At 48.9% G+C, this 16,511-nt stretch carries 15 protein-coding genes and 2 riboswitches; of the genes, 6 read left to right on the forward strand and 9 right to left on the reverse strand.

The genetic code is table 11. The features are described from left to right. Positions 1-117: 117 nt before the first annotated feature. A complete protein-coding gene (locus GQF01_RS12760) occupies positions 118-897 on the reverse strand; it encodes a lipase family protein (RefSeq protein ID WP_161407124.1) in 780 nt (259 codons plus the stop codon). Positions 898-1,033: 136 nt separating this feature from the next. Here GQF01_RS12760 and GQF01_RS12765 point away from each other — a divergent pair, with 136 nt between their 5' ends. The 3 genes from GQF01_RS12765 to GQF01_RS12775 all read left to right on the forward strand — a co-directional run bounded on the left by GQF01_RS12765 (position 1,034) and on the right by GQF01_RS12775 (position 5,317). Further along, positions 1,034-2,749, forward strand: a complete 1,716-nt coding sequence (locus GQF01_RS12765; protein WP_161407125.1) for an ABC transporter ATP-binding protein — start codon at positions 1,034-1,036, stop codon at positions 2,747-2,749. A 538-nt stretch (positions 2,750-3,287) separates the two neighbouring features. Next, positions 3,288-4,364, forward strand: a complete 1,077-nt coding sequence (locus GQF01_RS12770; RefSeq protein ID WP_161407126.1) for an ABC transporter permease subunit — start codon at positions 3,288-3,290, stop codon at positions 4,362-4,364. Next, entirely contained in the window at positions 4,361-5,317 is a 957-nt protein-coding gene (locus GQF01_RS12775) for a hypothetical protein (protein WP_161407127.1), read from the forward strand. The genes GQF01_RS12770 and GQF01_RS12775 overlap by 4 nt, the downstream gene beginning before the upstream one ends. Before the next feature lie 48 nt (positions 5,318-5,365). On the opposite strand, the gene GQF01_RS12780 is transcribed toward GQF01_RS12775, so the two are convergent. After that, complete coding sequence (locus GQF01_RS12780; protein ID WP_161407128.1) at positions 5,366-5,941, reverse strand: hypothetical protein; 576 nt, start codon at positions 5,939-5,941, stop codon at positions 5,366-5,368. A gap of 189 nt (positions 5,942-6,130) precedes the next feature. On the opposite strand from GQF01_RS12780, the gene GQF01_RS12785 reads away from it, so the two are divergent. Beyond that, the gene (locus GQF01_RS12785) at positions 6,131-7,024 is read left to right on the forward strand and encodes a methyltransferase domain-containing protein (protein ID WP_235959503.1); all 894 of its coding nucleotides are present in this window, start codon (positions 6,131-6,133) and stop codon (positions 7,022-7,024) included. Positions 7,025-7,060: 36 nt separating this feature from the next. Here GQF01_RS12785 and sugE read toward each other — a convergent pair whose 3' ends face one another. The 5 genes from sugE to GQF01_RS12810 all read right to left on the reverse strand — a co-directional run bounded on the left by sugE (position 7,061) and on the right by GQF01_RS12810 (position 12,000). Then, entirely contained in the window at positions 7,061-7,381 is a 321-nt protein-coding gene (sugE, locus tag GQF01_RS12790) for a quaternary ammonium compound efflux SMR transporter SugE (RefSeq protein WP_161407129.1), read from the reverse strand. Positions 7,382-7,471: 90 nt separating this feature from the next. After that, positions 7,472-7,574, reverse strand: a riboswitch (guanidine-I (ykkC/yxkD leader). A 68-nt stretch (positions 7,575-7,642) separates the two neighbouring features. Next, positions 7,643-8,254 (reverse strand): MSMEG_1061 family FMN-dependent PPOX-type flavoprotein, encoded by a 612-nt coding sequence (locus tag GQF01_RS12795; RefSeq protein WP_161407130.1) that lies wholly within the window; start codon positions 8,252-8,254, stop codon positions 7,643-7,645. A gap of 130 nt (positions 8,255-8,384) precedes the next feature. Beyond that, positions 8,385-8,816, reverse strand: coding sequence for a C40 family peptidase (locus GQF01_RS12800; RefSeq protein WP_407945403.1), 432 nt, complete (start codon positions 8,814-8,816; stop codon positions 8,385-8,387). A gap of 45 nt (positions 8,817-8,861) precedes the next feature. Next, positions 8,862-9,000: riboswitch (cyclic di-AMP (ydaO/yuaA leader) on the reverse strand. A 168-nt stretch (positions 9,001-9,168) separates the two neighbouring features. Continuing rightward, entirely contained in the window at positions 9,169-9,987 is an 819-nt protein-coding gene (locus tag GQF01_RS12805; protein WP_161407132.1) for a hypothetical protein, read from the reverse strand. Positions 9,988-10,044: 57 nt separating this feature from the next. After that, a complete protein-coding gene (locus GQF01_RS12810; protein ID WP_161407173.1) occupies positions 10,045-12,000 on the reverse strand; it encodes a M1 family metallopeptidase in 1,956 nt (651 codons plus the stop codon). A gap of 252 nt (positions 12,001-12,252) precedes the next feature. Here GQF01_RS12810 and GQF01_RS12815 point away from each other — a divergent pair, with 252 nt between their 5' ends. After that, positions 12,253-12,744: a YwhD family protein gene (locus tag GQF01_RS12815; RefSeq protein ID WP_161407174.1), complete on the forward strand. Its 492-nt coding sequence runs from the start codon at positions 12,253-12,255 to the stop codon at positions 12,742-12,744. A 182-nt stretch (positions 12,745-12,926) separates the two neighbouring features. Here GQF01_RS12815 and GQF01_RS12820 read toward each other — a convergent pair whose 3' ends face one another. After that, positions 12,927-15,029: a transglycosylase domain-containing protein gene (locus tag GQF01_RS12820; RefSeq protein WP_161407133.1), complete on the reverse strand. Its 2,103-nt coding sequence runs from the start codon at positions 15,027-15,029 to the stop codon at positions 12,927-12,929. Positions 15,030-15,312: 283 nt separating this feature from the next. On the opposite strand from GQF01_RS12820, the gene speE reads away from it, so the two are divergent. Further along, positions 15,313-16,140: a polyamine aminopropyltransferase gene (speE, locus tag GQF01_RS12825; protein WP_161407175.1), complete on the forward strand. Its 828-nt coding sequence runs from the start codon at positions 15,313-15,315 to the stop codon at positions 16,138-16,140. A gap of 66 nt (positions 16,141-16,206) precedes the next feature. Here the strand turns inward: speE and GQF01_RS36635 are convergent, their stop codons facing one another. Next, positions 16,207-16,329, reverse strand: a complete 123-nt coding sequence (locus GQF01_RS36635) for a hypothetical protein (RefSeq protein WP_268894349.1) — start codon at positions 16,327-16,329, stop codon at positions 16,207-16,209. Positions 16,330-16,511 lie beyond the last annotated feature (182 nt).

Genomic DNA, 16,511 nt, shown 5'->3' on the forward strand with positions numbered 1-16,511 from the left:
ACCAGGAAAAAAACCAGAACCAAGGCTGAGCTCCCCTTTTGCACAAAAATAAGCATCAACCTCTATCCTTGCCGTTATTGAGTTGTTTAAACCGTAAAGGCATGTCACGACTCACGGTCATGGGCAAAACCCTGGTGTTCGGGTTCGTAGTTGCTCCGCATAACGGGGATCAAGCTTTGCTAATTCGTTAAAATAACCGCTTATTGCGTGGTTTGCGGACATAGAGCCAGCTTGGTAGGTGAGTTCGACGCCTTTTTTGACATGCAGATAGTGGTAGACTTGGTCAGAGCGTGGAGTCCTATAGATGAAAGGCGGAAGCTCAGGGACGATATCATTCGTATTATAGATGCGATAATGAGGCCCGGTTCTGCGGTTGAAGAGGCTGGCGAAGGCCGGATTTCCGACGCGCGGTGAACCATAGGTATAGACGGAGGGCGCCTTAAACCCTGTGTTCGTCGTCAGATCGGCGGCGCATAAATTCGCGAGACATCCTCCAAGACTGTGTCCAGTGAGGTAGAGGGTTTTACGGGGAGAAAGCTTGGACATGGCGGATAGGATCTGTTTGCGAGCGCTGTTATAAATATCGAGAAAGCCTTTGTGGACAAGGCCACCGTCTTTGGCATAGGGATATACAGTCTGACTGGCTATAGCATCGGAGATCCAATCTGACGTCGAGCTCGTGCCTCTAAAAACGATCACAATCTGCCTGTCAGACTCAGCAATGAAACCGAAAGGCTCTTTACCGCTGAGGGCGGAGGTTGCCGTAAAGGAGGATACCATCCGATAATTGCGGGGTAAAATGACGTTCTCCGAACCTTTCTCAAGCTGGCCGTAGCTCTGACTGCACATAGCGGCAAGGAAGATCGAGGTTCGTGTATCCAATGAGTTGATAAGCATTGTCGTTTCCTCCACACACAGAATGCTGTTCAACTATATATATGAAAGTGGTGGACAGCTGTCTTCCGGTAACTGCCTATTTTTTCCCTCATTCATTTTCTTTGATGTATAATAGTCGATGGAGGTGTGAATTAACGTGTTGAAACGTTTCTTTTCGTACTATAGGCCTTATAAGCACTTATTTATTCTGGATTTTACTTGCGCGGTTGTGGCTGGGCTCCTGGAGCTTGGTTTTCCGCTAGCTGTTAATCAAGTGGTCGATAAATTACTGCCTGCCGGGAATTGGTCTTGGATTCTATGGGCTTGTGCAGGGCTGCTTGCTGTCTACGGACTGAACACCGTGCTGAATTTCGTCGTTACGTATTGGGGTCATAAGCTGGGGATTAATATCGAGACGGATATGCGAAAAAAAATGTTCGATCATCTGCAGAAGCTTTCCTTCCGGTTCTATGACAATAACAAGACAGGTCAATTAATGTCGCGTATGGCCAATGATTTACTTGAGATTGGCGAAGTGGCGCATCATGGACCTGAGGATTTGTTTATTGCGGTGATGACGCTAATCGGCGCTCTTCTGCTAATGCTGAGCATTAATGTGAAGCTGGCGCTGCTAACCTTCGTGATTGTCCCTCTGCTGCTCTGGATCGCTGTGTTTTTTAATCAAAAAATGACGAAGACGTTCCGCCGGATGATGGGTGATCTTGCTGACATCAATGCCAGAGTCGAAGATAACATTGGCGGTATTCGTGTCGTTCAGGCTTTTGCGAACGAGTCTTACGAGAAGAAGCTATTTGAAGATAACAATGGGCGGTTCCGCATAACCAAGCTGCTTTCTTATAAAATCATGGCATGGAATGTCTCCTTAAGCTATATTCTCATGCGTTTGGTGACCGTGTTCGTGTTGATTTGCGGTACGTGGTTCGTGATTGATAAGCAAATTTCCTACGGGGAATTTATTGCGTTCGTGCTATTAACGAATGTGTTTCTGGGTCCGATCCAGAAAATTAATAACGTCATTGAAAGCTATCCCAAAGGTATTGCTGGCTTTAAGCGGTATTGCGAAGTCATGGATACAGAGGTTGAAGTGTCTGATCAGCCTGACGCTGTGAAGGTTGGCCATCTGGAAGGCCAAATCACATTTGATTCTGTCTCCTTCGGATACGGTCAGGAAGCCCGGGTTCTGAATAACATTTCCTTGTCCATTCGCGCAGGGGAAACCGTTGCTTTCGTTGGTCCTTCCGGTGCAGGCAAAACAACGATATGCAGCTTGCTGCCGAGATTTTACGATGTAAATGAAGGCAGCATTTCCATTGACGGCATGGATATACGCAGTATCCAGCTAGAATCGCTGCGCCGCCAAATTGGCATCGTGCAGCAGGACGTGTTCTTGTTCTCCGGCACCCTGCGGGAGAACATTGCTTACGGCAAGCTAGGCGCGACGGATGCCGAAATCTGGGAAGCTGCACGGCGTGCGCAGCTGGAGGGCTACATCCAGTCCCAGCCGAAGGGACTGGATACGGTCGTTGGCGAGCGCGGCGTCAAGCTCTCGGGCGGACAGAAGCAGCGCCTCGCGATCGCGCGGATGTTCCTGAAGAATCCGCCGATTCTCATCCTTGATGAGGCGACTTCAGCGCTCGACACCGAGACCGAGGCGGCGATTCAGCAGTCGCTCGCCGAGCTGTCGCAGGGCCGGACCACGCTTGTGATCGCCCACCGACTGGCGACGATCAAGAATGCCGACCGTATCGTCGTTGTGACGGAGAAGGGCATTTCTGAGCAAGGCGGTCACGAGGAACTCATCGCTGTGGGCGGCGTTTACAGCCGTTTGCACCAAGCGCAGTTCAGCTCGTGAGTGAACGGAGTTTGAATAAGACCTGGCACCGTAATCTTCGTGATTGTGTGCCAGGTTTTTTTGTTTTGGTGCGGTTTTGGTGGACAGCCGGAAAGGCATGGACCGGTACAGCACAGCACCACACCACACCACACCACCCCACCCCACCCATCGCACCACCCATCGCATCGCCTTTGCACCACCTATCGCACCACCTATCGCACGACCCACCGCACCGCACAGTGCGTAGAGGAACTCTGGTCCTTTATTTTGCCGGGAATCGATACTTTCGTAATTGGAAGGGAACTACGTTCCGCTATTTTACTGATATCAGCCTAAATGTTGGCTTTTTCGAAGGAATAGGACCCTGTAGTTCCCATTTGCAGCTGAATTGAGCGGGTTTAGTGCGAATAAGGCCCTGTGGTTCCCTTCGCAAACGGGGGGAGAGGGAGCGCGTCACTACTGTTGCCATTTAAATGGATAGTGCTCCCAATTGAATCGTGGTAAACTATGAGATAGTTATCTACCAACGGTGAATAATAGAACGAGGTGACCGGTTTTGAAGTCAACGATTCGGTGGTTGTTACTCGGGGTGTTCACACTGGTGTGCATCTTTTTTCTGAGCAACATCCGAAATGCATTCTTGTCTATCCAGCCAGATCAAATTCGGGTCACGCTCGGACCGGATACAAGCATTCAGAAAATAAGCGATCAACTGCCCGGAAGCCGCATACTCAATGATAAAATGGGCCTGCTATCCGTACCTTATGGCGAGTCGTGGGAATACGTCAGCAAGTCGGCGACGATCAAAGGCATTTACCGCGTGTCTGCGGTTCCATTGGAGCGTCCTATCATTTCATGGCGGTATTACAGCTATTCCGTGAAAAATCAAATCCAGGGCTTTTTCCATGGTGATTTCGGTAAATTCCGCAGCCCGTACAACCGCAGTGAAATCTCTGTAATCGGAGAGCTTCCTACTATGCTGCTTCGCACGTGTACGTATTTCATCCCTGGCCTGCTGATGGCAATTGTGCTTAGTGTGCTCATGGCGATGTTAGCGTCATTGTGGCGCAGATTAGGCGTTGTACTAGATGCTGCACAGGCTCTGCTGGTGGGCTTACCCGATTTTTTCTTAATTGTACTTATTCAATTAGGTGCGATCTATGTGACGAAGCTTCTGGGTCATTACGTCCTGCTCATTGTACAAGTCGGCGATAAAACGCCTTTTCTCATCCCCTTTCTGACCATCGCGCTGATTCCATCGGTTACGATTTACGGTACCATGCGCGTCGCCATTGCGCGCGAGCTGGGCCAGGACTATGTCATTACCGCACAAGCCAAAGGGTTGACCCGTGGTGAGGTGCTGATCTCGCATGTTCTGCGCAATGTCATGCTTGATTTGCTCTCGATTCTGCCGAAGGCGACGACACTGGCACTTGCGAGCATGGCTGTGGCCGAAGCGATCTGCGGCATTTTCGGCTTGGGGGGCTTCATAACTTCGCCTGCTATGCAGAGCGTTACATCGATGTCAGTCATTTGCATGTCGCTCGTGCTGCTCGCGATGGCTTTTCACCTGATTTATGCCTTGCTGCGTAAAAGGTTTGTCGTTCGCACAGGGGAGGTCGTCTCACGATGATAAAACGTTCATCTAGCGCATTTTACATCTCGATTGCGCTTATCGTACTTATTCTCCTTGTTGCGATATTCGGCACATGGCTGAAGCCACACGGCATCGCGTCGGAGGACAAAATCAACATGATTCAATATCAGCAAGACGGGAAAACGCGTTACAACATCCCGCCGTTCTCGCCGAACAGCACGTTCCTGCTAGGGACGGATCACCGAGGCTTTGATATGCTGAGCCTGCTACTTAACGGGTTGAAATACACGCTGGGCACGACTTTAGCACTAACACTGCTCCGTTTTGTTATTGCGTTGCCATGGGGATTGTGGAGCGGGACTACCGGCAAAGGGTGGGGGGTTCTAAAGGCGATGCAGTGGGTAGTCGCATCCGTACCTGCTTTTGTCTTTCTGTTTCCGCCACTCGCAGGGATGTATTTCGGGCTAAGGCTGGACCAGTGGGTGAAAGCGGATGCGCACTACAAGATGCTCTTCTCCGCTACTTTTATTATTCTCGTCACATTTATCGGCGTATTTCCGCTTGCCCATCAGATAGCCGAACGTACCCGCTATTATAATGATAAATTGTTTATTGAAGCATCGCGTTTAATGGGGGGTTCCGTTGTTCATCGCACAGTCCGGCATCTAATCCCCTGCATGAGGAATGAAATGACGTTCATGTTCCTTAGCGAATTCATGCAAGTGCTTTTCCTGCTGGGTCAATTGGCCGTCTTTAACATCGTGCTTGGCGGTACAGAAACAATTGGCGACAGCGATGCCGGCTATTCCATTACGATTACAACATCGGGGGAATGGTTGTCCCTGATTGCCTATGGCTCCAGGTATATTAGGCTGCATCCTTGGATTATTTTGAGTGTAGGCACCAGCTTCGCCCTGTTATTCCTCTCGCTGCAATTCTTCTTAAGTCAATTGAAGCGGCGCTATGGGAGCGAACGACAGTTGATGTAAAAAAAAGGTCGGGTTCCATCCGCGGATGGAGGCCCGGCCTTTTTCATACTATTGCAAGTTGCTGAGTCGAATATCGAGTCTGGCAGCAACACCTGCAGGCATTTCCGCAGTGCGCGGTCCGCCAAGGTTAAAGGCGATAATGACGACATCATTGCGTCCACGTCGTACAAATCGACGAATATCGAAAGTACGGCCAGGATTGTAGAAAGAAGGTGTATTCTGCGGTCCGTCAAAAAGGAGCGGCACACCATTGATGATGACAACAGCGTAATTGTCGACAGATAGGAAGAGAGAAGCGCCGAGAATGGCTCTATTTTGAGCAAGCGTGAAACGTGTCGAAATGATCGCATTCTCACTGTTTAGGTTGCCAGAGTACCAAACATAGTTGGCATTCGTAACGGGCACCCACGCGGGATCGCGGGGAATGATTTGCGCGTTGAACCACGAGTTGTCGGTTCCGATCGAAACGGTGCGTTGGCTTAGAAAGCGGCCCGAACCGGGCTTGTGATACTTTCTAAGCTGCGTGCGGTACAGCAGCATGGCTTTGCTTCTGGGCAGCCCTGCGCTCTTGGGGAGCCGAACAATTCTGCTCGGTTTTCCAGCAATACGTTGTTTGGGAATCATTTCTCCATCTCCTATCAACATATGAATATACTTGCTTTGTATTCTATGTATACTAGAGAGATTTGCGAGGGTGAGTGGCTAGTAGCGTAGCCTAAATTTCTCTTGCGCAGATGAAATAGCATAATTAATGTGTTTTAATGACATATAATATATGTTAAAATGGAAAAAATGCAAAGGGGGCATCTCCAAATGGATGACAAGAACGATAAAACCAAAAGACTATCCGTCTACTTACCTGAAAAGGTGAAGACCGATCTAGAGCGCATGGCGGAGGAAACGGGCTTGTCGATGACACAGCTTATTGTAATGGCGACGCATGGTCTACTAGCGAATTACGCATCGCAGGGTGGAGCTATTTTTGCTGACTTATTGGCCGCCAAACAACGGATCGTTCACGAGGTGAAGGATAGGCAGCGGCTTTTGAATGAGGAGAAAGAAGGCATGCAGGATTACTACGGCGCGCGAGCAGCTGAATATGAACGGATTTATGCTCGCGAGGATGCGGACTATCAGCAAGAACTTGCGATGCTGGCGGATATCGTGAAGAAGCAGGTAACTGGGGGCCGAGTTCTGGAGGTGGCTTGCGGCACCGGGTATTGGACACAGTTCATGGCGGAAACGGCCAAACACATCGTTGGCGTGGACGTCCGACCAGAGGTGCTGCAAATTGCTGCATCTAAGTCTTGGCCGCTGCATAATGCCACCTTCGTAGAAGGGGACGCATACCGGCTTTCTGAGGTAAAAGGGGATTTTGACAGCGGACTCGCCAACTTCTGGTTTTCGCATATTCCGAAAAATCGCCTGGACTCGTTTCTGCAAGGATTCCACGAGCGGCTTGGACGAGGAGCCCGCGTGTTTATTGCGGATAATGTGTACGTGCCAGGAAGAGGCGGTGAGCTGATTACGAGTGAACATAGCGAAGATACGTACAAAAGAAGGGAGCTGGCCGATGGCTCCAAGCATGAAATTATTAAAAACTACTATTCGTATGAAGAATTGAATGAGATCTTTAAGCCGCTGTCGGAGAATCTGCGCATATTTGTCGGCAGCTCCTTCTGGTATGTTAGCTACATAGTGGCTTGAGCATCATCGGCCAATGTGAAGGGTGGAACTTTAGGATCAATGTCCGGATGTGAACTTAAGACCAAGAACGCCGACCAGAATGAGGATCATGAATAGAATGCGAAGTAAACTAATAGGCTCATTCAGGAATAGGGTACCGATAATAATTGCGCCTACTGCGCCAATTCCCGTCCAAGCGGCATACGCTGTGCCAATAGGAAGAGTTTTTGTTGCTGCTGCGAGAAAATAAAAGCTGATAATCATGCCAACAATGGTGATGCTTGATGGAATCAGTCGCGTGAAACCATTAGAGAACTTCAACGAGATCGCCCATACGACTTCAAAAACACCTGCAATGACCAGAAATAACCATGCCATCTGTGAATCACTCCTTCAATAAGTAGACTAAGATGCCCATGAAAAGGCGGCAAAAAGAAAAAGCCTGGAAGCAATATCGCTGCGCGATAAGACTCCCGGGCTTTTTCCCCTCCGTGATCACAGCGTATCCGCTGTGTGTTTTCTCTCGGACCAGACCAGCGCTGCAGCGCCGCGGAACCCTAGAAACATGATGCGGTAATTATAGGACAGCTTACATGCTGTGTCAAGTTACACATTTTCTCATATGGTAAATGCCTTGCTCTATTCTTTCAGCTCGACGCCATTCAGAGCCAAGTGAGCACGGAACATAGCCATGCTATCCGGGTGCTCCTGTTCTGGTAGCCAAGTATCCTGGTCCCAAACCTTGGATAGCTTGAGGGCACGGCTGCAGTGAACGAAGCATTCCTGCACTTCAACGCCAACAGCGACAACAGGGAGTTTGCCGTTAAGCTGCATATCTGCCAGCAATTGCTCGTCTTGCGTCAGCCAAGCGCGTCCGTTAATCCGCAGCACGATGTCGACGCCGGGGATGACGAACACCATGCCGACTTGGGGGTTGTCGAGCAGATTTTGCATAGAGTCGATGCGGCGATTCCCAAGTCGTTCCGGATAGATCAGACGGCGATCATCCAGGACACGGACGAAGCCCGGGTGATCACCGCGCGGAGAGACATCGCAAAGGCCATCTTTATTTGAAGTAGACAAGAAAAATAAAGGTGATTTTGCCAAAAAAGCGCGTATATGATCGTCGATGCTGGAGATGGCTTTATTTTGAACAGCAGGGTGGGGCTCTCCGACTCGGGGTCTTAGTTCCTCGAGGGACTGAATGATACCAGGGAATGGCGGGTGGTCGTTTCCGCTTGTTAGCGACATGGTTAATGTCCTTTCTCGAAGCCCGGGGGCTTCTGACGAATTTGTAACCATAAGAAAAGAATAAAAGCCCCGAGAAGCGGCTCATTCGAGCTAACGCTTGTCTGGGCTTTATTCATGAGGAACTAGAAAATTACTTGGATTCAGCAGTTAGTTGATTGTAGATATCATCCCACAGAACACGTCTAGCGGATACATATCTTTTCGCATAATAGGATTCGCTTAGCTTGTTTTTCACGATACCTTCATTGGATGCCGAATGAATAAATTCACCGTTACCCAGGTAGATACCAACGTGAGAAATGCCTTTGCCCCCTGTGTCGAAGAACACAAGATCACCTTTACGAAGATCACTTTTGTCGATCCAGTAGCCCTCTTTATTTTGAGCTGCTGAACTATGAGGAAGGTCAATGCCGAATTTATTGAACACGTACGCGGTGAAACCAGAGCAATCAAAGCCTCTTGTTGTCGTTCCCGCATCGCGGTACGGTGTTCCGATCAATTCGTCAACCGTTGAGTCCAATGTGGATTCTGACGCAGACACACTCCCTAAAGCTACACTCAAAAACAAAACAAGACTAAAAAGAAGAGCAACAACCTTTTTCAACTGCTTGTCTCCTTCCGGTGCCTACGAGGTTAGCTGGAGGGTTCGGTTGAAGGTTCCCTATGATCCCTGTCTTGCAAGATCAATTCACCCGGTATGGTTCCCCCGTTTCCCCAAGAAATGAGGAATTCGGCATGAAATATTTGGTTTTTTAATGCTAGTCTCTCTAATTCGTCATAAACATCGAAATTCCTCCTTTTTCGTGCAATTTGGTCTGAAAAAATGTGTAATGGTTCGCTTTACAGACAAAAAAATCCCCTTTTGCAAGGGGATTGAACAAATCTAAACCAATAATGGTTTAATTTATTAGGTTTCAACGACTCATTTTGGCGGAAAGAAGCTGAAATTGCGAAGTGATGGACCACATTTGCATGAAAATGTGGAAGAGCGGGAAAAGCTGATAAATGATCAGCGCAACCAGACCTGCCCAGATATAGGTCGTTGTAACTGTGATCCCTGCCAAAAGTCCTGAACTGAGTAAAAGGATCAGAGAAAGACCGATAATCGGCAGTGAATACCGCATGAACGTTATGACCGTAGATACAATGCCGAGATTCGCAGCAATGGCGAACTGCACGTACATAAAGAGTAGATGCAACAGAAAGCCATAAACCAGCATCCCCATCAACCAAGGCAGTAAGTCGAGGGAGGCTTGTTCATAAGATGTGCTGTGAGCCAGCACTTTCTGCGCTTTGGGCAGTACCCAGATGAGTGGCAGTAGAGACATGGCGATCCGGATTAGATATGCGGCGAAGAAGGGAAGCGTGAGTTCCTTGATGCCGCGAACGAAGCGATAGCCGGCATTCTGTTCCGAATGCGTGAGCGAGTAGTAGACGCCGCTGTTCATCATCGGGGTGAGCAGCATGCGAGCTAGGAGCAGGATAGCCAGCCACCATAGATAGGAATGGCTAAGATCCGTTTTGAATAGCTGGAACTGACTTTCGGCTAGAAAAAGCTGGAGTGCTTCCTTCGGCTGGTCGCCGCCTGGAAATCTGTGCATGAGGGGGACTAGCACTCCTTGTACAAGCTTATAGAGCAGCATGCCCCAGCACATCTGGTAAATGAATAAGACAATCGTAGCGAAGGGTTGCCGTAGAGCCGCCCTGAAGCCGGATTTGAGATAGGTTGTCACGGGTGTCCCTCCTAAGCGTTGTTTTCTGAAGGCAAACTTGCCTTGTAGAGTGGGCGCCTACCAGGCTACCCACCCGAAAATAGCTTGCAGGAATTGAATAATGCCGAGATTCAGCCGGAGCTTCCACTTGGTGTCTACTTCTGCTTGCAGAAAGTTATTAATATGTTTGTTCTCTAGAATGAGCGAGTAGTTCGGATCAATACGCACCCAATCTACAGGTGTCGTGTGGGTTAATTTGTATTCAATGCTGCTCTCTTTGCCGTCCCACGTTTTGTCGAGCACTGTGCCGTCGGCGAAATGGAACTGGATCGGCACTTCAGGCGAATTCCCCCCGCGTTTGGAGATGAGGACCGTGCTTTCGTATGGGCCTGTTCCTTTGGTGCCTGTAGCTTTCACTTGGATGCTCTCGACACTGTAATCAATCATCTTCGAGCCATAGACGTATTCATTGAAGAAGTCGTCCCACTTCGTTTTGGATACTTCCTCGACAACGTTTTGAAAGTCTTTGGTGGAGGGATGCTTGAATTGCCATTTTTGAAAATAAGTCCGCATGATACGATCCATGGTTTTGGTGCCGACCTGTTTCTCAATCGCTTTCAGCACGAGCTTGCCTCTGGTATACACATTTTCTGCGTATTGATCATGTCCGGTATAGGCCCACGCATTTTGCTTCAGGGCATTTGGGGAAGTAATGTAGCTCGACTCGACTGGCAAATTAGGGGTCGCTCCGAATTCTGCTTCCATCACTTTATCTTCGGCATAGGAGGTAAAGCCCTCATCCAGCCAAGCTTCTTCAAACTCATTGCTCGCCACGAGGCCATAGAAGTATTGGTGTCCGATCTCATGTACAACAACGCGTTCCAATTCTTGATCCGGCGTTTTGTCCTCCGCGCCCCAAGCCGTTATCAGCGTAGGATATTCCATCCCGCCTGCGCCGTTGCCTCCGGGAGGAGGTACAACAATAGACAAGGTTGAGTAAGGATACGATCCGTACCATTGGCTATAGCGGGACAGCGCTTTTTTGGCAGCATACATATAACGGTCTTTCAATTCCTGATGGTTGGGATCAAGATAGAGCTTGATCTTCACCCCGGGGATTTGCGGTGTAGAGAAGGGTTCCTCTACATACACGAAGTGTGGTGAAGCTGACCATGCGAAGTCATGCACGTCATCGGCATAAAATTGATACGTTTTCGTTCCGTTCTCCGTCACAGCAGGTTTCACAGGGAAGCCTGTTGCGGCAACCGTGTAGTTCGCCGGCACTTGAATTTTCACGTCATATAAGCCGAAATCTGCGTAAAACTCCGAATTCCCATGATATTGGTGGAGATTCCAGCCTGCCTCGGTGCGACCTCTTGTGCCTATCCGTTCATATGCGGCTACCTTAGGGAACCATTGCCCAGCCATCACGAAGTCATCCACATAGCCCATTCTGGCGAAGGCTTGGGGAAGTTTGACGAGAAACTCCGTTTTGAGAGCGACTCGTTCACCAGCTCCTAAGGGTTTTGACAACGGTATTTTGATCAGGGTATGGTCATCTTTATTGCCGTCATCGGGCTGCACAAACACCATGCGTGGCGTAAGGTCCTCGCCGTCAGCCGTTTTCACAGAAAGCAAGTCCATATAGCCGGTACTATCAGCCGTGGCTTCATCTTGCCTTAGCTTACCGCCGGACTCCCGCATAAACGTGGTTTTCTTAGATGCGAATGCATTTGGATATAAATGCAGATAAATCTCTTGCACAGGAACTGTACCCGGATTTTCCCACGATAACGCTTGCTGCCCTTTGAGCTGCCTCGTCTCTGGCGTGTAGGCAACATTCATGTGATACTCCGCAATGCGGTAGCTCAACGGTTCCTGCGTTTGTTTGTCCGAAGATTTGCCGCGATCAGCAGGCTGCATGTCCGGCGACGGAGCTGACGGTTCCTCCTTAGAGACGACGGGTACCGTCAGTTTACTTGCGGATGGGAGCAAAGTTTCAGACAGCAAGACAGTGCCTGCTGCAAGGAGCATGACAACGAACCATTGTAGCTTTCGGTTTTTGAATAAAACACTCAATAGATTCACCCCGCCTAACAAGCATCTACAGCATGTATATGTAGACAACCTAGGGAATATTTCTGCGAGTGGAAAAGATTTGTTAACATGCCCGAAAAGTAGGCTTATGCCAAGCCCCAGCTCTCTGCTCTTGTTCTCATGGAGTACTTTAGCTACAATAAAAGCAAAGGTGTCATTTTAACATTACGATGAGTGGAAGGTGCAACGATGGAAGCGGATAAAAAGAAGCTGGCCTTAAATATAGTAAGCTCCAAAGTCAATCACAAAGGATTTGGTGCTGGAGCGATCGATCTGAGCAACGTATCAGGAGTTATTATCGATGGAGATGAAGCCTACCTTGATGAGGGCACGCTTCATGCCAAGAGTAAAATCGAGAAAGGAATTAAATTCTCGACGAACAAAGAGGATGTGCCGAACGGACGCAAAGCGTGGATCGTTTGGGTGGCAGTGGACCGCACCGAAGAGGGAGCGTACTATGCTGGCATGTCGGCTTGTGAGATGCTGATCGATACGGAAGCACGCAGAGGTTGGAAAATTCTAGCTGATCACGTGAACAAAATGGACGGCGCCATGAAGCGTAAATTCATCCTCGAAGGCTTGTCCGACAGCGAGCGCGCTGCCCTCAAAAAGCAGCTAATTAGCCACAACGAAGAATGGTGGAACCGCTCGGATGATGTGCTGAAAGACGCTCTTTCTTAATCGCTGCAAGGCATTATTTGAGATTATGAACATTATGTGTCATCCATTGTTACGCCAAGGTGAACCGAGTATACTAGACCCTAGTGTATGTTACCTCATATACTAGGACAGCAAAAAGGCAGACTAAGACGCGCTTAGTTCTGCCTTTTTGTGTTCTCTGAAAGCCGCGCGGAGACTGGGAATTAGTCATTCCACCAGCGTTTAATATCGTTCCACCAAGAGCCGTTTTGACCTTTTGGCGAATCCTTTTTATCATCATTAGAAGCGGGCTTGGCGGGTTTGCCCGTGCAGTAAGTCGTTGGCTCCGAGCCAGCCAGAAAAGCCTCGAGATGAGCATTCGGGCAATCCTCATTGGACAGCTTACCGCTCACGGGATCAATGTAGACATTCGCTACGCCTTCCGGAATTTGGAACAGCTTAGGCGGGATAGCCTCCAACGTTTGTTCCGTGAATTCCGCGAAAATAGGTGAAGCCAGATGCGACTCGACGGTAGAGATGTCCCGGCTCTTATCATAGCCGACCCATACCGCTGTAGCGAGCTCTGGTGTAAAGCCCACCAGCCAAGCATCCGTATCGGTCGTTCCGGTTTTACCGGCAATCGGCCTCTTGATCGTACTGGCAACACGGTTACCCGTACCGCCTTCTTCGAACACACTCTCCATGAGATTCGTCATCACATAAGCAACCGCCGGGTCAAGGACCTGTTCTTCTTTTGGAGCTGCTTCATATAGTATCTGGCCATTCGCATCCTCAATACGTGTAATCGCAGTCGCTTCCTTATGAAGCCCCTGATTCGCAATCGTCCCGAATGCGGACGCCATTTCAAGCGGGCTTACTGGGAAGGAACCGAGCGCTAGTGATGGCAATGGCTTCATCGGTGAGTCGATGCCTAGCTTGCGCGCCAGATCAATGACCTTGGCTGGGCCAACATCGAGAATCGTATGAACCGCATAGATGTTATCGGATTTGGAAATCGCCTGTCTCATATCGATATTCGCATTGACATATTGATCGTTGAAGTTTCTCGGCGTGTAACGCTGGCGTCCTTCATCGTACGTGAACACTGTCGGCTCACTTTTCACCTGTGTAACGGGCGTATACCCATTTTGCAGAGCTACCATATAGACAATTGGTTTAAAAGAGGACCCTGGCTGCCTTGTATTCGACAAGGCTCTATTGAACTGATTTTCTGTATAGTCGCGTCCGCCGACCATCGCTTTGATCTCCCCGGTACGGGGGTCGATGGCGACGAGAGCTGCCTGCAGCTCAGTTTTACCATTCAACTGCCCAGTGACGACACTTTCGGCGATTTCCTGCGCTTTCTTGTCGAGTGTCGTGTAGATGCGAATGCCACCCTCGTCGAATTGCTCCTCAGGAATACCGAGCTTTTCAGTGGCTAGTGTCCGCACATAGTCTCTGAAATAAGGGGCTGCTGCGGGTTTCTTCTTCATCAGCGGTTGGATGGTCAGCTTCTCTTTGCCGGCAGCGTCTGCAGCAGCCTGCGTAATGAATCCGCTGCGGACCATTGTTTGAAGCACGATTTTTTGCCGGTCCAGTGCATTTTTCATATCATAATAAGGGGAATAGTAGCGAGGCCCTTTCGGGACACCCGCAATCATGGCGCTTTCGGCCAAGGTCAATTCACTGGCGTGCTTGCTAAAGAAAAGCTCAGAAGCTGTTTCTATGCCATAGGTCGAGTGACCGTAGTAAATTTGATTTAAATAATCAGCAAGAATTTCATCCTTGCTCAGCTGCATCTCCAATTGAACGGCATATATCGTTTCTTTGATTTTGCGCGTCCAGGTGCGGTCATGTGTCAAATACAAATTTCGGGCTAATTGCTGTGTGATGGTGCCTGCGCCCTGCACTTTCGCCATTGCTTTTACATTAACAATCGCTGCACGAGCAACAGCTTTCACGTCGACACCGAAATGATCGTAGAAATGTTGATCCTCTACGGCAAGCGTAGCATTGATAAGGTATGGTGAAATTTCATTTAATGAAACGACCTGTCGATTTTGTCCTGAATAGAAAGTGTCGATGAGTTCGCCGTGCGTATCAAACATTTGAGATGTTTGCAGCATTTTCGTTACAGGCAGCGTCTGCGAGCGCAAGTACACGAAAAAAATAGCTGCAGCAATGAGCATGAGAACGCAGGATGTGAAGAAAAAAGAGAACATTTTCTTGATGCGGCGCATCCAGCGCATAGATGCAGGTACCTCTTGCTCCCTTGTTTTTTGCGGAGTGCCTGAAGACGGCTGACGATTGTTTTCATTTTCGGACATCGATTCCAACCTCCTTTCTTGCTTCGCCCTAAGGACGTATTAACCAGTATGGAAAAGCATGGGTGTCCGTATTCAACAAATTGTAAATATTTTTTGTTAATTATTTAAAAAACCTAGGAAAATATTGCATTCTGGGGGCAATGAACTATAATACAATTTGTGCGTGTGAAAGGACGGGAATTTCGCCGGTCCTTGCATGACATTTCCAGTCGGTGGAACACTGTTAGAGATAACGAATGTCAGTAATTATTCATCCAATATAGAAGCGAAAGAAGGTATGAACATGGAATTGTGGTACACAGAGAAACAGACAGAAAGCTTCGGCATTACAGCGAAAGTAAAAGAGACTTACGTAAGAGAGCAAACGGACTTTCAGGATCTGTCGATGATCGAAACGGAAGAGTGGGGTACGATGCTCACGCTTGACGGCATGGTCATGACAACAGTAAGAGACGAGTTTGTTTACCATGAAATGGTTGCGCATCCTGCGCTAGTGACTCATCCGAACCCTGAGAACGTGCTTGTTGTAGGCGGCGGCGACGGTGGTGTAATCCGCGAAATCATGAAGCATCCGAAAGTGAAAAAGGCTGTTCTAGTCGACATCGACGGCAAAGTAATCGAGTATTCCAAAAAGTACCTGCCAACGATTGCTGGCGAATTGGACAACCCGCGCGTCGAAGTTATCGTTAACGATGGCTACATGCACATTCATGATCACAAAAATACATACGACGTGATCATGGTCGATTCCACAGAGCCAGTTGGCCCAGCGGTCGAACTGTTCTCCAAAGGTTTCTACCAAGGCATTTATGATGCGTTAAAAGAAGAAGGAATCTTCGTTGCACAAACGGACAACCCATGGTTCAAAGCAGACTTGATCCAAACGGTTAACCGCGACGTTAAAGAAATCTTCCCGATCGTACGTGTGTATAGCGCGAACATCCCTACGTACCCAAGTGGTCTATGGACGTTCACAATGGGCAGCAAAAAGCATGACCCACTTCAAGTCGAGGAAGCTTCCATTCCGGAATTCCCGACGAAGTACTATACAGCACGCCTGCATAAAGCAGCGTTCGTTCTGCCTAAATTTGTTGAAGACTTGATTAAATAATGCGAAAAGCCGCTAGCCCTTGTGAGAGGGTGGCGGCTTTTTTTGTGTACATGCACACTCGGAGTTTCAAGCCGGGGCAAGCTTAAGCGTAGCCGGCAGTCGCAACGGCAACGGAGCGGCAATGGTACCGGTAGCGGCAACGGCAATGGCAGCGGCACCGGCACCGGCACCCGCATCCGCACCCCCCACACTTCTTACGGACTCAGAAGCCGTTATTCTGCCAAAATCGGCTTGAATTGAGGTGCTATCGGACTGAGGAGCCGTTATCTATTGATTTTGTCGCTGTTTTAAGCAATTCCATGGCGATTAGTGGCTCGAGAGTCCGTTAGCTGCTAACCCTGGCCCAAAAGTAGCAAATAGAGTCACCTCAG

It is taken from the genome of Paenibacillus silvestris, from assembly GCF_009882985.1.
Taxonomy (GTDB): domain Bacteria; phylum Bacillota; class Bacilli; order Paenibacillales; family NBRC-103111; genus Paenibacillus_E; species Paenibacillus_E silvestris.

Coding starts and splice junctions, on each gene's coding strand:
- sugE (WP_161407129.1), bottom strand. CDS start 7,381: ATGGCATGGTTATTTCTGGTCATTGCAGGTGTTTTTGAAGTCGTATGG.
- speE (WP_161407175.1), top strand. CDS start 15,313: ATGGAATTGTGGTACACAGAGAAACAGACAGAAAGCTTCGGCATTACA.
- GQF01_RS12795 (WP_161407130.1), bottom strand. CDS start 8,254: ATGTCGCTAACAAGCGGAAACGACCACCCGCCATTCCCTGGTATCATT.
- GQF01_RS12815 (WP_161407174.1), top strand. CDS start 12,253: ATGGAAGCGGATAAAAAGAAGCTGGCCTTAAATATAGTAAGCTCCAAA.
- GQF01_RS12780 (WP_161407128.1), bottom strand. CDS start 5,941: ATGATTCCCAAACAACGTATTGCTGGAAAACCGAGCAGAATTGTTCGG.
- GQF01_RS12775 (WP_161407127.1), top strand. CDS start 4,361: ATGATAAAACGTTCATCTAGCGCATTTTACATCTCGATTGCGCTTATC.
- GQF01_RS12785 (WP_235959503.1), top strand. CDS start 6,131: ATGGATGACAAGAACGATAAAACCAAAAGACTATCCGTCTACTTACCT.
- GQF01_RS12760 (WP_161407124.1), bottom strand. CDS start 897: ATGCTTATCAACTCATTGGATACACGAACCTCGATCTTCCTTGCCGCT.
- GQF01_RS12810 (WP_161407173.1), bottom strand. CDS start 12,000: ATGCTCCTTGCAGCAGGCACTGTCTTGCTGTCTGAAACTTTGCTCCCA.
- GQF01_RS12820 (WP_161407133.1), bottom strand. CDS start 15,029: ATGTCCGAAAATGAAAACAATCGTCAGCCGTCTTCAGGCACTCCGCAA.